Annotated in this window: 18 protein-coding genes; 11 read left to right on the plus strand and 7 right to left on the minus strand. The window is 63.4% G+C overall.

Going from position 1 to position 22,907, the window contains the following annotated elements:
- Window positions 1-71: 71 nt before the first annotated feature.
- Complete coding sequence (sbcB, locus tag GV002_RS18525; RefSeq protein ID WP_160019755.1) at window positions 72-1,520, minus strand: exodeoxyribonuclease I; 1,449 nt, start codon at window positions 1,518-1,520, stop codon at window positions 72-74.
- 184 nt (window positions 1,521-1,704) lie between these two features.
- On the opposite strand from sbcB, the gene GV002_RS18530 reads away from it, so the two are divergent.
- From GV002_RS18530 to GV002_RS18565, 8 genes are all read left to right on the plus strand, one after another.
- Window positions 1,705-2,463 (plus strand): hypothetical protein, encoded by a 759-nt coding sequence (locus GV002_RS18530; RefSeq protein WP_160019756.1) that lies wholly within the window; start codon window positions 1,705-1,707, stop codon window positions 2,461-2,463.
- 89 nt (window positions 2,464-2,552) lie between these two features.
- On the plus strand, window positions 2,553-3,278 hold the full coding sequence (locus GV002_RS18535) for an RDD family protein (protein ID WP_160019757.1): 726 nt from the start codon (window positions 2,553-2,555) through the stop codon (window positions 3,276-3,278).
- On the plus strand, window positions 3,275-4,255 hold the full coding sequence (locus GV002_RS18540; protein WP_160019758.1) for a stage II sporulation protein M: 981 nt from the start codon (window positions 3,275-3,277) through the stop codon (window positions 4,253-4,255). Before GV002_RS18535 ends, GV002_RS18540 begins: the two co-directional genes overlap by 4 nt.
- Window positions 4,242-5,828 (plus strand): DUF4129 domain-containing protein, encoded by a 1,587-nt coding sequence (locus GV002_RS18545; protein WP_160019759.1) that lies wholly within the window; start codon window positions 4,242-4,244, stop codon window positions 5,826-5,828. Before GV002_RS18540 ends, GV002_RS18545 begins: the two co-directional genes overlap by 14 nt.
- Window positions 5,825-7,006, plus strand: a complete 1,182-nt coding sequence (locus GV002_RS18550; protein ID WP_160019760.1) for a DUF4350 domain-containing protein — start codon at window positions 5,825-5,827, stop codon at window positions 7,004-7,006. The genes GV002_RS18545 and GV002_RS18550 overlap by 4 nt, the downstream gene beginning before the upstream one ends.
- Window positions 7,003-8,037, plus strand: a complete 1,035-nt coding sequence (locus GV002_RS18555) for an AAA family ATPase (RefSeq protein ID WP_160019761.1) — start codon at window positions 7,003-7,005, stop codon at window positions 8,035-8,037. The genes GV002_RS18550 and GV002_RS18555 overlap by 4 nt, the downstream gene beginning before the upstream one ends.
- The gene (locus GV002_RS18560) at window positions 8,034-9,365 is read left to right on the plus strand and encodes a DUF58 domain-containing protein (RefSeq protein ID WP_160019762.1); all 1,332 of its coding nucleotides are present in this window, start codon (window positions 8,034-8,036) and stop codon (window positions 9,363-9,365) included. Before GV002_RS18555 ends, GV002_RS18560 begins: the two co-directional genes overlap by 4 nt.
- Before the next feature lie 243 nt (window positions 9,366-9,608).
- Window positions 9,609-10,190, plus strand: coding sequence for a superoxide dismutase (locus GV002_RS18565; RefSeq protein ID WP_003462535.1), 582 nt, complete (start codon window positions 9,609-9,611; stop codon window positions 10,188-10,190).
- Between the two features lie 70 nt (window positions 10,191-10,260).
- On the opposite strand, the gene GV002_RS18570 is transcribed toward GV002_RS18565, so the two are convergent.
- Together GV002_RS18570 and GV002_RS18575 are read right to left on the minus strand one after the other, a co-directional pair.
- Window positions 10,261-10,905: a hypothetical protein gene (locus tag GV002_RS18570; protein ID WP_160019763.1), complete on the minus strand. Its 645-nt coding sequence runs from the start codon at window positions 10,903-10,905 to the stop codon at window positions 10,261-10,263.
- A gap of 2 nt (window positions 10,906-10,907) precedes the next feature.
- Window positions 10,908-12,203 (minus strand): ammonium transporter, encoded by a 1,296-nt coding sequence (locus GV002_RS18575; RefSeq protein ID WP_160019764.1) that lies wholly within the window; start codon window positions 12,201-12,203, stop codon window positions 10,908-10,910.
- Window positions 12,204-12,507: 304 nt separating this feature from the next.
- On the opposite strand from GV002_RS18575, the gene GV002_RS18580 reads away from it, so the two are divergent.
- Entirely contained in the window at window positions 12,508-14,562 is a 2,055-nt protein-coding gene (locus GV002_RS18580; protein ID WP_072425838.1) for a putative bifunctional diguanylate cyclase/phosphodiesterase, read from the plus strand.
- A 64-nt stretch (window positions 14,563-14,626) separates the two neighbouring features.
- Here the strand turns inward: GV002_RS18580 and GV002_RS18585 are convergent, their stop codons facing one another.
- Together GV002_RS18585 and GV002_RS18590 are read right to left on the minus strand one after the other, a co-directional pair.
- Complete coding sequence (locus GV002_RS18585) at window positions 14,627-15,532, minus strand: GIDE domain-containing protein (protein WP_160019765.1); 906 nt, start codon at window positions 15,530-15,532, stop codon at window positions 14,627-14,629.
- Between the two features lie 10 nt (window positions 15,533-15,542).
- Window positions 15,543-16,115, minus strand: coding sequence for a LemA family protein (locus GV002_RS18590; RefSeq protein ID WP_074917075.1), 573 nt, complete (start codon window positions 16,113-16,115; stop codon window positions 15,543-15,545).
- Window positions 16,116-16,304: 189 nt separating this feature from the next.
- Here GV002_RS18590 and GV002_RS18595 point away from each other — a divergent pair, with 189 nt between their 5' ends.
- On the plus strand, window positions 16,305-17,642 hold the full coding sequence (locus tag GV002_RS18595; protein ID WP_160019766.1) for an imelysin family protein: 1,338 nt from the start codon (window positions 16,305-16,307) through the stop codon (window positions 17,640-17,642).
- Between the two features lie 132 nt (window positions 17,643-17,774).
- On the opposite strand, the gene GV002_RS18600 is transcribed toward GV002_RS18595, so the two are convergent.
- Both GV002_RS18600 and GV002_RS18605 read right to left on the minus strand, forming a co-directional pair.
- Complete coding sequence (locus GV002_RS18600) at window positions 17,775-18,605, minus strand: helix-turn-helix transcriptional regulator (protein ID WP_160019767.1); 831 nt, start codon at window positions 18,603-18,605, stop codon at window positions 17,775-17,777.
- A 5-nt stretch (window positions 18,606-18,610) separates the two neighbouring features.
- The gene (locus GV002_RS18605; RefSeq protein WP_160019768.1) at window positions 18,611-19,180 is read right to left on the minus strand and encodes a GNAT family N-acetyltransferase; all 570 of its coding nucleotides are present in this window, start codon (window positions 19,178-19,180) and stop codon (window positions 18,611-18,613) included.
- A gap of 216 nt (window positions 19,181-19,396) precedes the next feature.
- Here GV002_RS18605 and GV002_RS18610 point away from each other — a divergent pair, with 216 nt between their 5' ends.
- Entirely contained in the window at window positions 19,397-22,885 is a 3,489-nt protein-coding gene (locus tag GV002_RS18610) for a PAS domain-containing hybrid sensor histidine kinase/response regulator (RefSeq protein WP_160019769.1), read from the plus strand.
- Window positions 22,886-22,907 lie beyond the last annotated feature (22 nt).

Below are 22,907 nucleotides of genomic sequence, written 5' to 3' on the forward strand. Positions count from 1 at the left end.
CCGCCCCTACATTTTGCTTACACAGTACTGACGAGACCATCGTCTGTTGCCCTGGCAGCCTCTTGTCCGCTTCAAACGCCAGCGGAATTCACGGCAAAACGCGCCTGCAGCGCCTGTGCATACGCCTGCCACTGCTGCAGAAGTTGCAATTGGCTCGGGCTGCAGTCCGTGCGCAACTGCTCCAATGCCGCGTGAAACTGCGTCAGGGTATTGGGCGCACCAAACTCCGGATCGCTCAAACGCTGCCGGCAGAACTCTTCCCAGCGCAGAGATTCAGCGGCTGACAGACTTGAAGGGAAATTGCGCGCCCGATAACGAAACAATAACTCTGGCAGTCGTGCATCATCGAATGGCCATTTTTTGCCGTCGGCCAATGCTTCAGGTTGAGCGCCACGCACCTGTTCACACAAACGACGGTCACGATCACCGATAAACCCATCGTAAAGCTGTTGTTCGGGGTCGTTACTGCCTGCGAAGGCTTCTTCACGGTAAATGGCCGCTAATTTGTCCTGCCAATGCGGCTGTTCATTTTTCAGCACTTCAACATTGCGCTCACAGATCGACCAGTCCAGTTGCAGGCGTTGCCGATCCCCCTCGCGCAGCACCGCAAGCGGTGCCACTACCGGACAGCGATTGATATGCAGCAGCTTCAGCGGCACCGGCAACTCGCCCTCGGCAAGGTCCTCGCGGCGCGTGTAGAGACGACTGCGCAGCGTATCGGCGTCCAGATTCAACAAGGGCGACGGATCAGCCTGCAGATCATAGACGATCAGCGCATTGCGATTGCGCGGATGCCAAGCCAGCGGCAGCACTGGCGCCAGATAATGACGTGCCGCAGAGAAGCGTCCGGAAATGTGCAACAGCGGCTGCAGCAGGCGAATCTGATCCAGCACCCGTTGTTTGCTACGCAGTTGGTAGAGAAAGTCGTAAAGCTTCGGCTGTCGGTCGCGCAGCAGCCGTGCCAGGCCGATAGTGGCGCGCACGTCGGACAGCGCATCGTGAGCCTGGCCATGTTCGATGCCATTGGCCTGGGTCAGGCGCTCCAGCTTGAGCGACACCCGCCCCTCTTCCTCGGGCCACTCGATGCCCTCGGGACGCAGCGCATAAGCGGTGCGCACCAGATCGATCAGGTCCCAGCGGCTGTTGCCGCCCTGCCACTCACGCGCGTAAGGATCGAAGAAGTTACGGTAGAGGCTGTAGCGCGTCACCTCGTCATCGAAGCGCAAGCTGTTGTAGCCGGCGCCACAGGTGCCGGGCGCAGAGAGCGCGGCATGCACACGGGTCATGAACTCGCCTTCGTCGAGCCCTGACTGCTGCAGGCGCTGAGGGTCGATACCGGTCACCAGACAAGCAGCCGGGTGCGGCAGAATGTCATCGCTGGGGCGGCAGTAGATGTTCAGCGCCTCGCCAACCTCGTTCAGCGCCTCATCGGTACGGATACCCGCCACCTGCAGCGGACGATCACACCGCGGATTGATACCGGTGGTCTCGTAGTCGTACCAGAAGATGCTGGAAGTCATTTGGTGGCTCCGTACCGGACGTAAGGTTGTCGGCAGTCTATCATCCACTTCCAGGCTCGCTGCTCCCGGCCAAAGCATGAACCAGTGCACAGCCGCTGCGCCGCCAGACACGCCGCACTTGTCGGGCAGCTGCCGTAACCACTAGCATTGGCAGCCCCCACACTCTACCTACAAGGATGCAACCATGAGTGACGCGATCACCCCCAATCCCTATGCCGCTCCCACCAGCGACCTGCAACAGACCTCGCCTAACCAGACCCCGAGCATCGAAGAAGCGCTGGCTCGCGGCTATGACTTCAGCATCGGCGAGCTGCTGAGCGAATCCTGGAGCAAGGTCAAGGGCACCAAAGGCATCATCATCGGTGGTTTCCTGGTGTTCTACGTGGTGCTGCTGGCCGCCACCTTCATCCTCGGCGGCGTCGTCGGCATCTTCGGCGCCCTGAGCGAAAACATGCTGCTGATGATCGTCGGTGAAATCCTCATCTCGCTGCTGGCCTCGGCCCTGGCCTACCCCTTCATGGCCGGCATCAACATGGTCGGCATTCGTCGCGCCGCCGACCAGCCGCTGAGCTTCAACGAGATTTTCAGCCACTTCGGGCGCACCGTACCGCTGATCATCACTGCCGTGGTGATGATGCTGCTGATCTACCTCGGCATGATCCTGCTGCTGATCCCGGGCATCTACCTGGCCGTTGCCTACCTGCTGGCCATTCCGCTGGTGGTCGAGCGTGGCCTGTCGCCGTGGCAGGCACTGGAAGCCTCGCGCAAGGCCATCACCCAGCACTGGTTCAAGGTCTTCGGCCTGTTCCTGCTGCTCGGTTTGATCGTCATGGTCAGTGCCATCCCGCTGGGTATCGGTCTGGTGTGGAGCATTCCGCTGATGGTCGTGGCCATGGGCGTGCTTTATCGCACTATCTTTGGCGTGCTGCCTGCCGCCCAATAAATCGACGTGACCCGGGCCAGCTCACTGGCCCGGTTGCGTTCGTGGCCCGCTGCTCGCTAGCATCGGGCTTTCCTTGATGCAGTCCGCCGATGCACTCACGCTCACGCGCAAGCCTTCCGCTCAACCAGCTCCCTCTGGATACTCGCTACCAGGTCGAAACGCCGGAAGGTATCGATCTGCATTTGCGACCCGCCGGACTGGTGCCGCGCGCCCTGGCATTCGCCATCGACCTGGTCATTCGCGGCCTGATCCTGATGGTGATGTTCATCGTTCTCGGCCTGCTCGGTCAGTTCGGCATGGGCCTGGGTACGATCCTGCTGTTTCTCGTGACCTGGTGGTACATGGTGCTGTTCGAGGTGTTCAACCAGGGCCGCTCTCCCGGTAAGCAGATGCTCGGCCTGCGCGTGGTTCACGATGACGGCACGCCAATCGGCTGGGCCGCTTCACTGACGCGCAACCTGCTGCGTTTCGTCGATATCCTGCCATTTGGCTACACCCTGGGCATCATCAGCTGCCTGAACCACCCGGCATTCAAACGTCTTGGCGATATCGCCGCCGGCACCCTGGTGGTCTATCGCGATGCGCCGTTGAGCAAACCGCTGCTCGCCGACGCCGAACCTCTGCCAGCACCCTTCCCGCTCAGCCTTGACGAGCAACGCGCCATCCTCGGCTTTGCCGAACGTGGCGGCCAGCTCTCCGCAGCACGCCGAGCCGAGCTGGCGGCGCTGCTGGCCGATCCGCTACAAGTGCCTGCCGAACAGGCCGAGCCGCGCCTCAACGGCATCGCGCGCGGCCTGCTGGGGAGCGCACCGTGAAACAGAGCCTGTTCGAAAGTCGCCATCAGCCGGATTGGGATGCCTTCAACAGCCAGCTCGAAGCTCTTGAGCGCGGCAAGTCCAAAACGCAGACCTATCAAGGCTTCGCCGCCAGCTACCGACAGCTTTGCCAGCATCTGGCCCTGGCTCAGGCACGCGGCTACAGCAGCCACCTGATCGACCAGCTTCAACAGTTGGCCATGCGTGGCCATCAGCAGTTCTACCGCCATCGCAGCCACCTTGGCGCGCAGATGGTCCGCTTTCTGTTCGGCGGTTTCCCGCGCCTGGTGCGCAGCGAGTGGCGCAGCGTATGCGTGGCCAGCCTGCTGTTCTTCGGCAGTCTGGCAGTGATGGGACTGCTGACCTATCTCTATCCCGAGCTGATTTTCAGCCTGGTCAGCCCCGACCAGGTCAGCGAAATGGAAGGCATGTACGATCCCGACGCGCGCCGTCTCGGCCGTTTCAGTGAACGCGGTTCGGGCGACGACTGGGTGATGTTCGGCTTCTACATCATGAACAACATCGGCATCGCCTTTCAGACCTTCGCCAGTGGCCTGCTGCTCGGCCTCGGCAGCCTGTTCTTCCTGCTGTTCAACGGCCTGATGATCGGCGCCGTGGCGGGCCACCTGACGCGCATCGGCTATGGCGAGCCCTTCTGGTCCTTCGTCATCGGCCATGGTGCCTTCGAGCTGACCGCCATTGCCCTGGCTGGCGCGGCTGGCTTCAAGCTCGGCTGGGCACTGCTCGCCCCCGGCCGCCTGCCCCGTGGCGAGGCCTTGCGCCTGGCCGCAGGCAAGGCGATACAGCTGGTGGCCGGGGTGATCCTGTTCCTGCTGCTGGCCGCCTTCATCGAGGCCTTCTGGTCCTCTACCACCTTCGCCAGCCCGAACATCAAGTACGTCGTCGGTGCCGGGCTCTGGGCGCTGGTGCTGGGTTATCTGCTACTGGCCGGTCGGAGGCAGCATGCGCCTGACTGAGGCCAGCGTTGCCATCCGCCCGCGCAGCGCCTGGGAAGCCATCGATCTCGGCGTGCTGCTCGCCCGTCGTCACGCCGGCCTGCTGATGGCCAGTTGGGCGCTGGTCACACTGCCGCTGTTCGCCCTGCTCTGCGCCTTGCTCTGGCAGTATCCGGGCTGGGCCATCTTCGTCTTCTGGTGGCTCAAACCGGCCTATGAACGTCTGCCGCTGTACATCCTTTCGCAAGCGCTGTTCGGCAACACACCCTCGCTGAAACAGGCCCTGCGCGCCCTGCCGAAACTGCTATGGCCACAATTGTTGGCCAGCCTGACCTGGCGCCGCCTGAGCCCGACGCGCAGCTTCGATCTGCCCGTGCTGCAACTTGAAGGCCTGGCCGGTCAGGCACGCAGCCAGCGCCTGGTGGTCCTCGGTCAGCGCGACAGCGCCGCTGCCACCTGGCTGACGCTGGTGGGCATGCATCTGGAGGTTGCCCTGTGGATGGGCCTGGTCGCCCTGTTCTATCTGATGCTGCCACAACAGGTGGAGCTGGACTGGACCTGGGAAAGCCTGATCGCCGCCAGCAGTGGCCAGTGGATGTGGCTGGAGCACCTGTCCAATCTGCTTTATGTGCTGCTGCTGATCATCTGGGAGCCGGTCTATGTCGCCTGCGGCTTTACCCTCTATCTCAACCGCCGCACGGCCCTGGAAGCTTGGGATATCGAGCTGACCTTCCGCCGCCTGCGCCAGCGCCTGACCGGCAGCGCCTATGCCTTATTGCTCGGTTGCGCCGTGCTGTTGACGCAGCAGCCAAGCAACGCATGGGCCGACACGCCACCAATCGTCAGCGAAGAAGCCAAGCAGGCCGACCCGCAAGGCCCGGACGCACCACGCCTGCTCCAGCAGCCGCTGACCAGCCAAGCCGCCCGTGCAAGCATCGAAGCGCTGCTCGACGAGCCGCCCTTCCAGCACCGCGAAACCGTCACGCGCTGGCGCCTGGGAGAAGAAAAGCCCGCAGAGGAGCCCAAGCCGGAAGACGTCGAAGCCTTCCTGGACATGCTCAAGAACCTGCTCAAACTCGGCGAATGGTGGAAAAGCCTGGATGTCGTCGCGCAAGTTTTCGAAGTGCTGCTTTGGGCAGCGCTGGCCGCGCTGCTGGTCTTCGTTCTGTGGCGCTACCGCGAGTGGCTGCAGGCCTTTGGCGACCGCATCGGCCTGCCGACACGACGCCGACAGGTCGCGCCGCAACAGCTGTTCGGTCTCGAACTCGCGCCAGAGACGCTGCCCGACGATGTCGCCAGCGAAGCCGAGCGACTCTGGGCCGACCAACCGCGCGCAGCCCTCGGTTTGCTCTACCGCGCACTGCTCAGTCGCCTGCTGCATGAACACCGCCTGCCCCTGAAACAGTCGCACACCGAAGGCGAGGTGCTGCACCTGGTCGCCGGCCTCGGGCAAGAGAACCTGGAAGACTACAGCCGCCAGCTCACCCTGCATTGGCAGGCCCTGGCCTATGGGCATCGCCTGCCTGCCGAATCGCAGCGTCAGGGCCTGTGTCAGGGCTGGCGCAGCCTGTTCGGCCAGGAGCGTGCAGCATGAGTCGGCGCGCCGGTTTCATCCTGGCCATGGCCCTGTTGCTGGTATTGGGACTGCTCGCCAGCTACCTGATGGGCAAACTCGAACCCTATGAAGAGGTGATCGAGCACGGCCCTGCCCCCGAGGTTGCCAGCAGCCCTTATCTGGCTGCCGAGCACTTCCTGCGCAAACAAGGCATCGCCGCACGCCGCGCCGAAGGCCTGGATGTGCTCGATGACCTGCCCAGCGAAGGTCAGACCCTGATGCTGCTGGCTGACCGCAGCAACATGACGCCGCGCCAGGTTGAGCGCGTGCTGCAGTGGACAGCGAGTGGCGGCCATCTGCTGTTCATTGCCGAGCGCCTGTGGGACGAAGAGGAAGGCGAGAGTGGCGACCTGCTGCTCGATCTGCTCGGTGTCCAGCAATACATGACTGACGAGCTGGACGACGAAGAAGCCAGTGAGCCCGAGCCAGACAGCGAAGCGAGCGAGGCCTACCCGCAACTCACCAAGCTTTACCTGGAGAACGAGCAGGCCCCGGCCTACATCGCCTTCGACACCGACTTCCACCTGTACGATGCGCAGAACCGCGCGCACGCCTGGGCCAACAGCGACGCTGCCACGCACCTGCTGCAGCTGTACCACGGCGACGGACTGATCACCGTACTGAGCGATCCATGGATCTGGCAGAACCGCAACATCGACGACTACGACCACGCCTGGCTGCTCTGGTACCTGGGCCAGGACAGCGCGGTGACCCTGCTCTACCATGCCGACAGCGACGGCCTGGCCCGTCTGCTGCTGCGCCACTTCCCACTGGCACTGCTGGCGCTGGCGCTGCTGATCATCGCCACCCTGTGGCACGTCGGCATGCGTCATGGCCCGCTGCAGGCACCGGCCAGCCGAGCACGGCGCCAGCTCGAGGAACACCTGCGTGGCAGCGCCGACTTCCTGCTCCGCCGCAGCGGCCAGCACAGCCTGCTCAAAGGCCTGCAGCAGGACATCAATCGCCGCGCCCGCCGCCGTCATCCCGGTTTCGAGAAGCTCGCCGTCGCCGAGCAGTGGCAGGTTCTTGGTCGCCTGACCCGCCTGCCCGCCAAGGACATCAGCCAGGCCATGCGCCCATTGCCGCCGCAGCGCCTATCCGCCAGTGACTTCACCCGCCAGGTCGCCCACCTGCAAACCCTCAGGAATGCCCTATGAGCGAGACCCCCGAGAACGACAACCTGCCGGTGCAGGAAATCCCGGCCGCCACGCCGAGCAACCCGCAAGCGCAGCAGCGCCAGCGTGCCAGCCAGTTGGCCCAGGCCCTGCGCGCCGAGTTGCGCAAGGCGGTGATCGGCCAGAGCGCGGTGATCGACGACGTGCTCACCGCACTGATCGCCGGTGGCCACGTGTTGGTCGAAGGTGTACCGGGGCTGGGCAAGACCCTGCTGGTGCGCGCCCTGGCGCGTTGCTTTGGCGGCGAGTTCGCGCGCATCCAGTTCACCCCGGATCTGATGCCCAGCGATGTTACCGGCCATGCCGTGTATGACATGCAGAGCGAGCAGTTCAAACTGCGCAAGGGCCCGGTGTTCACCAACCTGCTGCTGGCCGACGAAATCAACCGCGCACCGGCCAAGACCCAGGCCGCCCTCCTGGAAGTGATGCAGGAACGCCAGGTGACTCTGGAAGGCCGCGCACTGCCGGTGCAGCTGCCGTTCATGGTGCTGGCGACCATGAACCCGATCGAGCAGGAAGGCACCTACCCGCTGCCGGAAGCCGAGCTGGATCGCTTCATGCTCAAGCTGCGCATGGATTATCCGCAGCAGGATGAAGAGCTGAACATGGTGCGCCAGGTGACCCGCTCGGCCAAGGCCGACATGCTCGAAGTCAGCCCGCTGCGTACCCTGCTGCAGGCCAAGGACGTACTGGCCTTGCAGAAGATCGCAAGCGATCTGCCACTGGATGAGCAGGTGCTCGATTACGCCGTACGCCTGGCCCGCGCCACGCGCAGTTGGCCAGGCCTGGCCATGGGCGCCGGACCACGTGCCTCTATCGCCCTGGTGCGTGGCGCCCGTGCTCGCGCGCTGCTGCGCGGCGGTGATTTCGTCCTGCCGGATGACATCAAGAGCTGCGCCCTGGCCGTGCTGCGCCATCGCGTACGCCTGGCGCCGGAACTGGATATCGAAGGCTTGTCGGTGGATCAGGTGCTGCAACAGTTGCTCGATCAGGTGCCGGCACCGCGTCTATGAAACCTTCGCGCCTGCTCCTCGGGCTGCTCGGCGGCCTGTTCGCCGCCGCCGTATTGCTCGGCGCCTTGCCCCTGCTCGGCATGCGCCTGGCAGACAGCCTGATGCCATTGGCCTGGGGGCTATTGCTGGCGTTGGCACTGATCGCCGTCGTCGATGCCCTGTGGCTGCGTCGCCAGCGCTCGCCGCGCCTGGAGCGCGTACTGCCGGGCAACCTGCCGCTCGGGCGCTGGAGCGAGGTACAGCTGATCGCCCATCACGATTTCGCCCAGCCCCAGGAAATCGAGGTCTTCGACCATGTACCAGAAGGCATGGCCTTCGACTTCCTGCCGCAACGCATCACCCTGCAGCCTGGCCAGCAGACGCGGGTCAGCTATCGTCTGAAGCCGCTGATCCGTGGGCACTTCCACTTCGCCCTGTGCGAGCTGAAACTGCCCAGCCCGCTGCGCCTGTGGCAGGCCAAACGCCTGCTGCCGCTGGAAGGTGAAAGTCGCGTCTACCCCGATTTCGCGCGTCTCTACGGCGCGCAGCTCAAGGCGGTAGACGACTGGCTGAGTCAGCTGGGCGTGCGTCAGCGCCCGCGTCGCGGCCTGGGCCTGGAGTTTCATCAGCTGCGCGAATTTCGTGATGGCGACACCCTGCGCCAGATCGACTGGAAGGCCACTGCGCGCAAGCGCACACCCATCGCCCGCGAGTACCAGGACGAACGCGACCAGCAGATCGTCTTCCTGCTCGACTGCGGCCGCCGTATGCGCAGCCAGGACGACGAGCTGTCGCACTTCGATCACGCCCTCAACGCCTGCCTGCTGCTCAGCTACGTAGCCCTGCGCCAGGGCGATGCCGTCGGCCTTGCGACCTTCGCCGGCAACCAGTCGCGTTACCTGGCGCCGGTCAAGGGGCCTGCGCAGTTGAACGTGCTGCTCAACGCCGTTTACGACCTAGACACCAGCCAGCAACCGGCCGACTTCAGCGCCGCCGCCGATCTGCTGCTGGCGCGCCAGCGGCGTCGCTCGCTGGTGGTGCTGGTGACCAACCTGCGTGACGAAGACGATCAGGACCTGCTCGCCGCCGTGCGTCGCCTGTCGCGCCAGCATCGCGTGCTGATCGCCAGCCTGCGCGAGGAAGCACTGGATCGTCTGCGTCAAACGCCCGTGGAGCAATTCGATCAGGCCCTGGCCTACTGCGGCACGCTGGACTACCTCAATGCCCGCGCCGACCTGCACGAACGTCTGGCTGCCCATGAAGTACCGGTGCTCGACGCCCGCCCGGGCGAACTGGGCCCGGAGCTGGTAAGCAGTTATCTGGCCTGGAAGAAAGCCGGCGCACTTTAAAGCCTGTTGGCGTTTCGGCGCGACCGCGCCGAAAGAGGCAACTGCTGGCGCCTGAGGCTGTCGAACTCAATGCTGCAAAGGCCCTGGCACCGGCTTTCCCACACAGATGTTGCGTGGTTATGGCCGTGGTCGGGTGCTATGATCCCGAGTCTGCGGCGCAAAGAGTACAAACTCGACGCCGCCTGTAGGCCGCCCGTGATCGGCCTTGCGCATACCGCACACGACCTGAGTAGGAGATAGACCATGGCTTTTGAATTGCCGCCGCTGCCTTACGAAAAGAATGCCCTCGAGCCGCACATTTCCGCCGAGACCCTCGAATTCCACCACGACAAGCACCACAACACCTACGTCGTGAACCTGAACAACCTGGTGCCGGGCACCGAGTTCGAAGGCAAGAGCCTGGAAGAAATCGTCAAGACTTCCTCGGGCGGCATCTTCAACAACGCCGCTCAGGTGTGGAACCACACCTTCTACTGGAACTGCCTGTCGCCGAACGGCGGTGGCCAGCCGACCGGCGCCCTGGCTGATGCCATCAACGCTGCCTTCGGTTCCTTCGACAAGTTCAAGGAAGAGTTCAGCAAGGTTTCCATCGGTACCTTCGGTTCCGGCTGGGGCTGGCTGGTGAAGAAAGCTGACGGCTCCCTGGCCCTGGCCAGCACCATCGGCGCCGGCTGCCCGCTGACTTCCGGCGACACGCCGCTGCTGACCTGCGACGTCTGGGAACACGCCTACTACATCGACTACCGCAACCTGCGTCCGAAGTATGTCGAGGCGTTCTGGAACCTGGTGAACTGGGACTTCGTCGCCCAGAACTACGCGGCCTGAATCACAGCCCCGTAATACAAAACCCGGCCTTCATGGCCGGGTTTTTCGTTTCTGCATCTCGTCTGCCCGGCTAGAGCAATCTGCGCGGTGAAAACTCCACCCCCTGCTCCCCCACACGATTGACCGCCTGACTCAGTACGCGGTCAGCACGGACCGGCCCGAGAAACTCGCAGAGCCCGATATATAGCAGGTTCAGCAGCTTACGCAGTTGCTCCAGTCCGAGGTTGGCGATACCGTCGCCCCCGCCCTGCTCCAACCAGATACGTAAACGCGTCGACAGCTCGGAGCTCACCCCCATACCGGACAGGTTGCCGGCGGCGAAGCGCCTCAGTGCTGCCTGCTGCGCGCTATCGAGTTGCTCCAGCAAGGCCTGGTTCAGGGCCAGGAAAGTGGTTTGCGCGGCACTATCCGGGGTCGCCACCTGCCGCACAGCCTCGTTGCGTCCCTGGCGCCAGGCAGCCAGTTGCTCCTCTGGGTCAGGCAGCAGCTGCGAAGGCGGTCCCGTCAGGGCGCCAACCAACTCTCGGTAAAGACGTGCGCGTTCGAGCTTGCGCTCGGTACGCAGCACCACCTCGGCAAGAAACTCATTGAGGGCGAACGGCGGTTGCTCGGCGTATTTGTTCTCCCACAGCGCCAGCAACGGCCAGACCTCTTCATCCGAAAAGTGTCCAGCCAGGCCGGTGTAGATCGCGCGACGACGCAGGCTCAATCTCATCCTCAGCCCCTCCTCGACCATTGCTCGCTGTCGAAGGTCTGCGTCAGGTTGAACTCCGGATAACCGACCTCGGCATGCTCGGCAAAATCCAGCCCGCGCTGCTCATGCTGGGTCGAAACCCGCAGCCCCATGGTCTTGGCCAGCAGGAAGTAGAACACCAGGGCAACCGGAAAGGCCCAGAGAAAAGCTGCCGCAGCACCCAATGCCTGCACCGCGACACGCTCCCAGTTGAACAGGTCGCCCTGGTAGAACAGGCCTGCAGCCAAGGTGCCCCAGATGCCGGCGAACCCGTGGACCGGAATCGCACCGACGACATCGTCGAGCTGCAGGCGATCGAGCAAACGCATGCCATAGACCACGACGAAACCGGCGACAAGACCACTGAGCAGAGCGAAACCCGGCGCCATGCTGGCGCAACCGGCTGTGATGCCGACCAGCCCGCCAATCGAGCCATTCACCGTCGTGGTCAGCAATACCGGGCTGGCCGTGCTGCGTTGTGCCAGCAGAGCGCCGAGCGCACCAGCGACCGCAGCCAGATGCGTATTCAAGGCGATCAACCCAAGACTGCTGCTGACTTCCAGGTTGCTGCCGGCGTTGAAACCGAACCAACCCACCCAGAGGATGAAACCGCCCAATGCCACCAGGCCAAGATTGTGCCCAGGGATCAAGCGTGCCTTGCCATCAGGAGCAAAACGCCCGAGACGCGGGCCCAGCACCAGAATCCCTGCCAGCGCACACCAGGCACCGATGCTGTGCACCACGGTCGAGCCGGCGAAATCGATAAAGCCCAGCTTGGCCAACCAACCCTGACCGCCGTACAGACCGCCCCACACCCAACTGCCGAATATCGGATAGATCACACCGCTGATCAGTACCGCGCCAATCAGATAGGCGCCATAGCGCGTGCGCTCGGCCATGGCACCACTGGCGATGGTCGCAGCGGTGGCGGCGAACATCATCTGAAACAACAGGAAGGTGTAATCCCAGGGCTCGCCGTCATTCAGCGCGAAGTGACTCATGCCGAACCAGCCCGTGACATTGGCACCGAACATCAGGCCGAAGCCGAACAACCAGAACACTATGCCGCCCACGCAGCAGTCCATGTAGTTCTTCATCATCACGTTGACGGCGTTCTTGGCCCGTGACATGCCGCTCTCCAGCAAGGCGAAACCCGCCTGCATGAAGAACACCAGCACGCTGGCCAACACCAGCCAGGCTGTATTGGCGGCCTCTTCGCTGGCGGCATGGGCCTGTGGGGCAAAGCTGACAGCGACGAGCAACAGCATGAGCGTTTTCATCACGAGTCCCCTCCTGGTCGATGCCCGGCCTTCGCAACTCTTGTGCCAGCGGCGAAGCAGGCGGCAGGTGGCGCGTCACAGGACGTAACAACAGCGGACGGTCAATATGACAAAAGGCGTTCAAGTACGGCGCAATCGCACCGACACAGAGCAGTGAGTAGGCCTCCAAGCGGCGATTCGCACCAGGAGCGTTCCTTGTGGGATAAATAGTGCCACCAGGCATGATGGCCCTTTGACGGCCAGGCCTAGATTGCCAATACTCTCGTCTGACTGACGCTGTAAGCATCGACATAAGGAATTGCCTTTGAAGCTGGAATTGAAGAACAGCTTGTCACTCAAATTGCTCCGCGTGGTGCTGTTGTCAGCACTCGTAGTAGGGGTGGTATTGAGTTGTGCGCAGATTGTCTTCGACGCCTACAAGACACGTCAGGCGGTGGCCAACGATGCCCATCGCATCCTCGGCATGTTCCGCGATCCTTCGACCCAGGCGGTATACAGCCTGGACCGCGAGATGGGCATGCAGGTGATCGAGGGGTTGTTCCAGCACGAATCGGTGCGTCACGCCTCCATTGGCCACCCCAACGAACCCATGCTGGCCGAACGGACTCGCGATCTGGCGCAGATGCCGACTCGCTGGCTGACAGACCCGATCCTCGGTCAGGAACAGCTGTTCGCCACCAAACTGGTCGGCCGTGGCCCTTACAGCGAGTATTACGGTGACCTCAACATCACCCTCGATACGGCGCCTTACGGCGAAAGCTTCGTCACCAACTCGGTAATCATCTTCATCTCTGGGGTGCTGCGCGCCTTGGCCATGGGCCTGGTGCTCTATCTGGTCTATCACTGGCTGCTGACCAAACCGCTGTCGAAGATCATCGAGCACCTCACCAACATCAATCCCGACCGCCCCAGCGAACACAAGCTGCCCATGCTCAAGGGCAACGAGAAGAACGAGCTGGGTTTGTGGATCAACACCGCCAACCAGTTGCTGGCCTCCATCGAGCGCAACACCCACCTGCGCCGTGAAGCCGAGAACAGCCTGCTGCGCATGGCTCAATACGACTTCCTCACCGGCCTGCCCAATCGCCAGCAGCTGCAACAGCAGCTCGATCAGATTCTCGAAGATGCCGGCCGCCTGCAGCGTCGCGTCGCTGTGCTTTGCGTCGGCCTGGATGACTTCAAGGGCATCAACGAACAATTCAGTTACCAGAGCGGCGACCAGTTGCTACTCGCACTGTCCGACCGCCTGCGCAGCCACAGCGGTCGTCTCGGGGCGCTGGCCCGCCTGGGCGGTGACCAGTTCGCCCTGGTTCAAGCCGACATCGAACAACCCTACGAAGCCGCCGAACTGGCGCAGAGCGTACTCGACGACCTGGAGCTGCCCTTCCTGCTCGATCAGCACGAGGTGCGCCTGCGCGCCACCATCGGCATAACCCTGTTCCCGGAAGATGGCGACAGCACCGAGAAGCTGCTGCAGAAAGCCGAACAGACCATGACCCTGGCCAAGAGTCGTTCGCGCAATCGCTACCAGTTCTACATCGCCAGCGTCGACAGCGAGATGCGTCGCCGTCGTGAGCTGGAAAAGGATCTGCGCGATGCCCTGGCGCAGAACCAGTTGCACCTGGTCTACCAGCCCCAGATCGACTACCGCGACCATCGCGTAGTCGGCGTCGAAGCGCTGCTGCGCTGGCAGCACCCACAGCATGGCTTCGTCGCGCCGGACCTGTTCATTCCGCTGGCCGAGCAGAACGGCACCATCATCCCCATCGGTGAATGGATTCTCGACCAGACCTGCCGCCAGCTGCGCGAATGGCATGATCAGGGCTTCAGCGATCTGCGCATGGCCATCAACCTGTCCACCGTGCAGTTGCACCACGCCGAGCTGCCACGCGTGGTCAACAACCTGATGCAGGTCTACCGCCTGCCGCCCAAAAGCCTGGAGCTGGAAGTCACCGAGACCGGCCTGATGGAGGACATCAGCACCGCGGCCCAGCATCTGCTCAGCCTGCGCCGCTCCGGCGCGCTGATCGCCATCGACGACTTCGGTACCGGCTATTCCTCGCTGAGCTATCTGAAAAGCCTGCCGCTGGACAAGATCAAGATCGACAAGAGCTTCGTGCAGGATCTGCTCGAAGACGAAGACGACGCCACCATCGTTCGCGCCATCATCCAGCTGGGCAAGAGCCTGGGCATGCAAGTCATCGCCGAAGGTGTGGAAACCGCCGAGCAGGAGGCCTACATCATCGCCCAGGGCTGCCATGAGGGTCAGGGCTATCTCTACAGCAAACCGCTACCTGCGCGCGAGTTGACGCTGTTCCTCAAGCAGTCGCGACGCCTGAGCTCAGCCGCAACGCTCTGACACGACCACCAACGAAAACGCCGCGATCAATCGCGGCGTTTTCGTTCGCGCCCGGCAAAACAGCTCACCAGTGCTGCACACCCAGCAGCCAGACCGTGGCCAGCGCGCCGACCACGCACAGTACAGCGCCACCAGCGGCTCGCCAGTAGAAGCTGCGGGCCAGCTCGTCCTCTCCGCTGTTGGAGAGAATGAACGGCTGGCGCTCATCGGGCTTGGCCATCTGGTGCCGCGCCGGCTCGGACGCCTTTTGCCGGTGCCGATCTTCGGCCTCCAGTTGCGCCGCCAGACGCACGCGATTCCACTCCTGCTCGTCGAGCTCGCCGTTGCCGTCACTGTCGAAACGCCGCAACAGGCCGACGTAATCGCCCTTCCATTCGCGGATCACTTCGCCCTGAGCGGCATGCCTGTCGAAACCCTGCTGCGCAGCGCCGCGGGTGCGAAAATCACCGATGGCATACAGCGGCTGACCGACATGAAAGCGTTCTTCGCTGTAGCGATAGCGCTGGCCGCTGGTGAGAAAGCCGAACAATCCGGTCTTGGCAGGCCCCAGCGGATGCCGCAGGTTGCCCTCCCAGACTTCACGCACCGCCGCACGAATCTCGGCACCACGCGGGTCGATCAGGCATTCGCCGGTACCATCGACCAGGCGCAACCAGGCGTCACTGGCGCCACTCTCGATCACCCGCCAACTGCGCTTCTTGCCGCTGGAGCGATACTCCTCGATACGAAAGCGCCACCACAGGCAGGGTTTGCCGGTCAGCGGCCCACGCAACTGCGTGTCCGGCAAGGCTTCGAGCACACCATAGAGTTCGACGTAACCCTGCGCCGCCGAGCGGATCTTCGAGGTGGGCGTGTCCAGAAGATGGCGCGCCTGCGACCAACCCCGCAGGCACCACCAGGCGCCGCCCAGACAGGCGCCGAGGGTAAACGTGAGCGTGAAGAAGAAGCCGAAGGGGTCGACCTGCATCATCGGCAGGTTCTCAGTTGAACAGTGATTTCATGTCCACATCGGCTTTCTCCGCCTCGCTGAACACCAGCAGCTCGGCAGCCTGGAAGTTGAACATGCGCGCAATGAGGACATCGGGGAACTGCTCGATTCGCACGTTGTTGAGGTTGACCGCCTCGTTGTACAGCTCGCGGCGGTCGGCGATGCCGTTTTCCAGGCCGCTGATACGCTGCTGCAGGTGCTGGAAACTGTCGTTGGCCTTCAGCTCCGGGTAGTTCTCGGCCAGGGCAAAGAGCTGACCGAGGCCCGCGCGCAGACCACTTTCGGCCTTGCCCAGGGCGCCGACATCATGTTGTTCGCGAGCACTGGCAACGGCGCTACGCGCTGCAATCACCCGCTCCAGCGTCGAGCCTTCGTACTGCATGTACTGCTTGCAGGTTTCCACCAGTTTGGGCAATTCGTCATGCCGTTGCTTGAGTAGCACGTCGATGTTCGACCAGGCCTTGCTCACGCCATGCTTGAGGCGTACCAGTCCGTTGTAGAGCGACACCGCGTAGGCGCCGAGCAGGACGAGAACAACGATGATGATCACGGCGGTCAGGCTCATGCAGTTTTCTCCAGGCAGAACTGCGAATCGGGTGCTGGCATTCTAACGGCAACGAGGTGGCTCGGTAGCGATATCCCGCACAGCACGAATAATGGCCTTTACACATAATGCGAAACATTTGCATTATGTTGCAGTTTTTCAGGTACCTCTGAGTACCGTCCACATTTCGTACATGCAAAGGACCCCGCCATGATTCGTATGCCTCTGGCCTCCGCCAGCCTGCTGGCCATCGCCATTTCCCTCGCTGGCTGTGGCGAAGACAAAGCCCCCGCGACCCAGGCAGCTGCACCTGCTGCCACCACCGAGAGCACGGCGCCAGCCACTGCGGCGAAGGTCGACGAAGCAGCGGCGAAGGCCGTGGTCAACCATTACGCCGATCTGGCCCTGGCCGTGTTCAGCGACGCCGCCAGCACCGGCAAGACCCTGCAGACAGCCGTCGATGCACTGCTTGCCGATCCCAGCGAAGCGACCCTGAACGCTGCGCGCGAAGCCTGGCTGGCCGCACGCGTGCCGTACATGCAGACCGAAGTGTTCCGTTTCGGTAACCCGGTGGTCGACGAGTGGGAAGGTCAGCTCAACGCCTGGCCGCTGGACGAAGGCCTGATCGACTACGTGGCCGAGGACTACCAGCACGCCCTGGGCAACCCGGGCGCGCAAGCCAATATCATCGCCAACACCGAGATCCAGGTTGGCGAAGACAAGGTTGACGTCAGCGAAATCACTGGCGAGCTGCTGGCCAGCCTGAACGAGCTGGGCGGCTCCGAAGCCAACGTCGCCACCGGCTACCACGCCATCGAATTCCTGCTCTGGGGCCAGGACCTCAACGGCACCGAGCCAGGCGCCGGCGAGCGCCCCTACACCGACTATGTAGTGGGTGAAGGCGCTACCGGTGGCCACAACGAGCGCCGCCGCGCCTTCCTCAAGGCAGCTACCGACCTGCTGGTGAGCGACCTGAACGACATGGTCAAGCAGTGGAAAGACGGCGTGGAAGGCAACTACCGCAGCGAACTGGTCGCCGAGTCGGCCGACAACGGTCTGCGCAAGATGCTGTTCGGCATGGGCAGCCTGTCGCTCGGCGAACTGGCGGGCGAGCGCATGAAGGTCGCGCTGGAAGCCAACTCCACCGAAGACGAGCACGACTGCTTCAGCGACAACACCCACAACTCGCACTTTTACAACGGCAAAGGCATTCGTAACGTCTACCTGGGCGAGTACAAGAAGGTCGACGGCAGCACCCTGACCGGCCCAAGCCTGTCCGAGCTGGTGGCCAAGGCCGACGCACAGGCCGATGCCACGCTCAAGGCTGACCTGCAGGAAACCGAAGCCAAGCTGCAGGCGCTGGTCGACAGCGCCGAGAAGAACAACGTGCACTTCGACCAGTTGATCGCGCAAGGCAACACCGAAGGCCAGCAACTGGTACGTGACGCCATCGCTGCCCTGGTCAAGCAGACCGGCGCCATCGAGCAGGCTGCGGGCAAGCTGGGCATCAGCGACCTGAACCCGGACACCGCCGATCACGAATTCTGATCGACATAGCGGACTGAAAAAGCCGGCGCCCCGATAAGGAGCGCCGGTTTTTTTATGGCGGCTGTTACCGTTCGGTAGGGTGCGCCGTGCGCACCGGAAAAAGGTTCGGGCTGCTGGTGCGCACGGCGCACCCTACGAACCCCGTGCCACCGCGCTGCGGTACTCGCCTGGGGTCACGCCATAAACCTGCTTGAACTGTCGCGACAAGTGGCTCTGATCGGCGAAGCCCAACTGCATCGCCACGCTGACCGCCGCACAACCGCCCTTGAGCAACGCCCGCGCCTGCTCCAGGCGCCGCTGCTTGAGCCAGGCATGCGGTGGCAAGCCGGTCGCGCGGCGGAACACTCGAGCGAAATGGAAAGGCGAAAGATTGACCGCAGCCGCCAGCTCTTCCAGCGAGGGCGGCTCGATCAGCCGCTCGGCGAGCATCTGCTTGGCGCAAGCCACTGCCCAGGGCTCGCGCCCAGGGGCAGGCGGTTCGGCAAGCTGTGCATGATGCTGAAACAGCAGCAGGATCGCCTCGCGCCAGGCCAGTTGCTGCTGCAGCGCCTCGGCACCGCCCTCGAGCAGTTGATGCAGCTGCAGAAAGGCCGCGTGCAAACGCGGATCATGCAGCACGCTGAAGGAAAACGACGGCATGCCGGCCTTGGCCAGGCCCAGCTCCTGCAGCGCCCCCAGTACCTGGGCGTTATCAGGATAGAACCCGCGATAGCGCCAACCGTCTTCGTGCGCCTTGGAACCGGTGTGCACTTCGTCAGGGTTGATCAGCACCATGCTGCCCTGAGGTGCCAGATGATCACAGCCGCGATGATGAAAACGCTGGGCACCATGTTCGATCACGGTGAATACGAAACCTTCATGCACGTGAGGTGCGAAGCGTTGTTCAAGGTAGCGCGCCTGCAACAGCTCGACGCCGCTCAACGCTGAGGCTTGCCAGAAGCGGGTCTGCTCGCGACTGTGCATGAGAGTCAGGCGCTGAAGCCCGCCTCCATGGCCTCACGCAGCGCCGGCCATTCCATATCGGTGATGCTGTACAGCACGGTGTCATCGAGACGGCCATCGGCCAGACGGCGATGGTTGCGCAGCAATCCTTCACGAACGGCACCCAGCTTCTCGATAGCGCGTTGCGAACGCAGGTTGCTGGCGGCAGTTTTCAGTTGCACGCGGACCATGCCCCAGTTTTCGAAAGCGTGCCTGAGCATCAAATACTTGATGCTGGTGTTCAATCCGCGGCCATGCTGGTGTCGGTCGAGCCAGGTCCAGCCGATCTCGCAGGCAGGCAGGCTATTCATGAAGTCGGCGAAGCGGGTGGTGCCCACCAACTCGTCACCAAGGCGAATGACGAACGGCAGTGCACGCTGCTCGCGCATATCGGCCAGGGCGCTGCGGTACCAGTCCAGTCGCTGGGTGCCGCTCATGTACAGCAGTTCCTCCCGGTTGGCTTCGGCCAGCGCCACCAGCGCAGGGATATCGGCGTCGGAAAGCGGTTCCAGGCGCAGAGCGCCACGTTGCAAAGTCACCAACTGCGGCTTGAACATAGGGCTTCCTCAGGGTCCTTCCTTGGGCAGAATCGCAAACGGGGCAAGCTATCAGGCCCCAGGCTTCGACACAATCGAGTCCCGTTGCAAAGCACGCCTGCCTGGCTGCGACCTTGGTCGCAGCCGACAGCGCCCGGCTTTGTGCAACACTGATCAGCATCGGCCTCGCCTCGGCGGCCAGGCTCATTTCGTTTCACTGCGCGTTTCGGAGTCTGCATGTCGCTGTCCCCCGGTTTGATCGCCGCGGTTGCCCTGATCTACATGGCCATTCTTTTCGCCATCGCCTTCTATGGCGACCGCCGCAGCACCCCCATGCCGCCGAAGATCCGTGCCTGGGTGTACTCGCTGTCGCTAGCCGTTTACTGCACCAGCTGGACCTTCTTCGGCGCCGTCGGCCAGGCCGCCGAGCAGCTATGGTCGTTCCTGCCGATCTACCTCGGCCCGATCATCCTGCTGCTGACCATGCCCTGGGTGCTGCAGAAGATGGTGATGATCAGCAAGCAGGAGAACATCACCTCCATCGCCGACTTCATCGCCGCGCGCTACGGCAAGTCGCAATCGCTGGCCATCGTCGTGGCGCTGATCTGCCTGGTCGGTGTGCTGCCCTATATCGCACTGCAGCTCAAGGGCATCGTCCTCGGGGTCAACCTGCTGATCGGCGAGCATGCCCTGGATACCGGCACCAGCGCGCAGGACACAGCGCTGATCGTGTCGCTGGCACTGGCGCTGTTCACTATTCTGTTCGGCACGCGCAACCTCGACGTCACCGAGCACCACCGCGGTATGGTGCTGGCGATCGCCTTCGAATCGCTGGTCAAGCTGCTGGCCTTCCTCGCCGTGGGCGCCTTCGTCACCTTCGGCCTGTACAACGGTTTCAATGACCTGCTCGAGCAGGCGCACAACACTGCCGAGCTGGACGAGTTCTGGAACGAGGCGGTGAACTGGCCGGCGATGTTGGTGCAGACTGGCATGGCGATGATCGCCATCGTCTGCCTGCCGCGGCAGTTCCATGTCACCGTGGTGGAGAACATCGAGCCCAAGGACCTGCGCCTGGCGCGCTGGGTATTCCCTGCTTACCTGGTGCTGGCCGTTTTGTTCGTCGTGCCCATCGCCCTCGCCGGCCAGATGCTGCTGCCGGCCGGCGTGACGCCGGACTCCTTCGTCATCAGCCTGCCGCTGGCCGAGGCCCATCCAGGTCTGGCGGTACTGGCCTTCATCGGCGGTGCCTCGGCCGCCACCGGCATGGTGATCGTCGCCTCGGTGGCACTGTCGACCATGATATCCAACGACATGCTGCTGCCCTGGCTGCTGCGCCGGCAAAGCACCGAACGGCCATTCGAAGCCTTCCGCCACTGGATGCTTACCGCACGCCGGGTCAGCATCGTGCTGATCCTCCTGCTGGCCTACGTCTGCTATCGCCTGCTCGGTGAGGGCGCCAGCCTGGCCACAATCGGTCAGGTCTCGTTCGCTGCCATCGGCCAACTGGCCCCCGCCATGTTCGGCGCGCTGGTGTGGAAACAGGCCAACCGCCGCGGCGTGTTCGCCGGCCTGATCTTTGGCGCCATGCTCTGGTTCTATACCCTGGTGTTGCCGCTGGCAACGCGTGGTATGGGCTGGTCACTGGAAAGCTTCCCCGGCCTGACCACCCTGCTCTACGCCCCCATCGGCCTGCATGTCGACCCGCTGACGCGCGGCGTGGTGCTGTCGCTGGCTGGCAATATGCTCCTGTTCGCCTGGGTTTCCTGGTTCTCGCGCACGCGCGTTTCCGAGCACTGGCAAGCCGGGCGCTTCATCGGCCATGACCTGGGCACCAAACCCAGTAGCCGCAGCCTGCTGGCGGTGCAGGTGGCCGACCTACTGATACTGTCCAGCCGTTTCGTCGGCGAAGAACGCGCACATCAGAGTTTTACCCGCTTCGCGCTGCGCCAGGGCAAAGGCAAGGACTTCGACCCTAACCAGCCGGCCAACAGCGAATGGATCGCCCACACCGAGCGCCTGCTCGCTGGTGTACTTGGCGCCTCCTCGACCCGAGCGGTGGTCAAGGCCGCCATCGAAGGCCGCGAGATGCAGGTCGAGGACGTGGTGCGCATCGTCGACGAAGCCAGCGAGGTGCTGCAGTTCAACCGCGCCCTGCTGCAGGGGGCGATCGAGAACATTACCCAGGGCATCAGCGTGGTCGACCAGAACCTGCGTCTGGTGGCCTGGAACCACCGCTACCTGGAGTTGTTCGAGTACCCCGAAGGCTTGATCTACGTCGGTCGGCCGATAGCCGAGATCATCCGTTTCAATGCCGAGCGCGGCATGCTCGGCGGCGGCGACCTCGAAGAGAACGTCGCCAAACGCCTGTACTGGATGCGCCAGGGTACTGCGCACAGCTATGAGCGGGTCTTCCCCAACGGCCGGGTGATCGAACTGATCGGCAACCCCATGCCGGGTGGCGGTTTCGTCATGAGCTTCACCGATATCACCGAGTTCCGCGAAGCCGAGCGCGCCCTCAAGGAGGCCAACGAAAGCCTCGAACGAAGGGTCGCCGAACGCACCTTTGAGCTGTCGAAACTGAACCAGGCACTGACCGAAGCCAAGGCCCACGCCGAAGCCGCCAACCAGTCGAAAACGCGCTTCCTCGCTGCGGTCAGCCATGACCTGATGCAACCACTCAATGCAGCCCGGTTGTTCTCAGCGGCGCTGGCCCACCAGGATGACGCACTGCCCAACGAAGCCCAGGAGCTGGTCCGACATCTGGACAGCTCGTTGCGTTCAGCCGAGGACCTGATCACCGACCTGCTGGATATATCGCGCCTGGAGAACGGGCGAATCACCCCGGATCGTCACGCCTTCGCCCTCTCCAGCCTGTTCGATACCCTCGCCGCCGAGTTCGGCGTGCTGGCTGCCGAACAGGGTATCGACCTGCGCGTGCACGGCAGCCGGCAGTGGATCGACAGCGACATCAAACTGCTGCGCCGGGTATTGCAGAACTTCCTGACCAACGCCTTCCGCTACGCCAAGGGTCGCGTGGTGCTGGGCGTACGCCGTGAAGGCGGACAATTGCGCCTGGAGGTCTGGGACCGCGGCATGGGTATCCCCGAAGACAAGCGCAAGGTGATATTCGAAGAGTTCAAGCGCCTGGACAGTCACCAGACTCGCGCAGAGAAAGGCCTGGGCCTTGGGCTGGCGATTGCCGACGGCCTCTGCCGCGTGCTCGCCCATCGCCTGGAAGTGCGTTCCTGGCCAGGTAAAGGCAGCGTATTCAGCGTCAGCGTGCCGCTGGCGAGAAAACCGGCGCCGAAGCCGCAAGGCCCAGCCGTACCGGCGATGGATGGCCACCCTCTGCAGGGCACCCAGGTGATATGCATCGACAACGAAGACAGCATCCTCACCGGCATGCACAGCCTGCTGTCACGCTGGGGCTGCCAGGTGTGGACGGCGCGCAATCGTCTGGAGTGCGAGCACCTGCTCAGCGAAGATGTGCATCCGCAGTTGGCGCTGGTCGACTACCACCTCGACGAGGGCGAAACCGGTACCGAACTGATGGCCTGGCTACGCACGCGCCTGGGCGAACCGGTGCCGGGCGTGGTGATCAGCGCTGACGGTCGCCCGGAGCTGATCGCCGAGGTGCATGCCGCCGGCCTCGACTACCTGCCCAAGCCGGTCAAACCTGCGGCCCTGCGCGCGCTGCTCAGCCGTCATCTGGTGTTGCGCGGTTAAGGGGCGTTGGCGACGGTGCGCG

It is taken from the genome of Pseudomonas sp. 8O, assembly GCF_902506495.1.
Classification (GTDB): domain Bacteria; phylum Pseudomonadota; class Gammaproteobacteria; order Pseudomonadales; family Pseudomonadaceae; genus Aquipseudomonas; species Aquipseudomonas chaetocerotis.

Bases quoted from the DNA above. Each gene is read 5' to 3' on its own strand.
- sbcB (WP_160019755.1), bottom strand. From the start codon at position 1,520: ATGACTTCCAGCATCTTCTGGTACGACTACGAGACCACCGGTATCAAT.
- GV002_RS18530 (WP_160019756.1), top strand. From the start codon at position 1,705: ATGAGTGACGCGATCACCCCCAATCCCTATGCCGCTCCCACCAGCGAC.
- GV002_RS18535 (WP_160019757.1), top strand. From the start codon at position 2,553: ATGCACTCACGCTCACGCGCAAGCCTTCCGCTCAACCAGCTCCCTCTG.
- GV002_RS18545 (WP_160019759.1), top strand. From the start codon at position 4,242: ATGCGCCTGACTGAGGCCAGCGTTGCCATCCGCCCGCGCAGCGCCTGG.
- GV002_RS18550 (WP_160019760.1), top strand. From the start codon at position 5,825: ATGAGTCGGCGCGCCGGTTTCATCCTGGCCATGGCCCTGTTGCTGGTA.
- GV002_RS18555 (WP_160019761.1), top strand. From the start codon at position 7,003: ATGAGCGAGACCCCCGAGAACGACAACCTGCCGGTGCAGGAAATCCCG.
- GV002_RS18560 (WP_160019762.1), top strand. From the start codon at position 8,034: ATGAAACCTTCGCGCCTGCTCCTCGGGCTGCTCGGCGGCCTGTTCGCC.
- GV002_RS18565 (WP_003462535.1), top strand. From the start codon at position 9,609: ATGGCTTTTGAATTGCCGCCGCTGCCTTACGAAAAGAATGCCCTCGAG.
- GV002_RS18570 (WP_160019763.1), bottom strand. From the start codon at position 10,905: ATGAGATTGAGCCTGCGTCGTCGCGCGATCTACACCGGCCTGGCTGGA.
- GV002_RS18575 (WP_160019764.1), bottom strand. From the start codon at position 12,203: ATGAAAACGCTCATGCTGTTGCTCGTCGCTGTCAGCTTTGCCCCACAG.
- GV002_RS18585 (WP_160019765.1), bottom strand. From the start codon at position 15,532: ATGATGCAGGTCGACCCCTTCGGCTTCTTCTTCACGCTCACGTTTACC.
- GV002_RS18590 (WP_074917075.1), bottom strand. From the start codon at position 16,115: ATGAGCCTGACCGCCGTGATCATCATCGTTGTTCTCGTCCTGCTCGGC.
- GV002_RS18595 (WP_160019766.1), top strand. From the start codon at position 16,305: ATGATTCGTATGCCTCTGGCCTCCGCCAGCCTGCTGGCCATCGCCATT.
- GV002_RS18600 (WP_160019767.1), bottom strand. From the start codon at position 18,605: ATGCACAGTCGCGAGCAGACCCGCTTCTGGCAAGCCTCAGCGTTGAGC.
- GV002_RS18605 (WP_160019768.1), bottom strand. From the start codon at position 19,180: ATGTTCAAGCCGCAGTTGGTGACTTTGCAACGTGGCGCTCTGCGCCTG.
- GV002_RS18610 (WP_160019769.1), top strand. From the start codon at position 19,397: ATGTCGCTGTCCCCCGGTTTGATCGCCGCGGTTGCCCTGATCTACATG.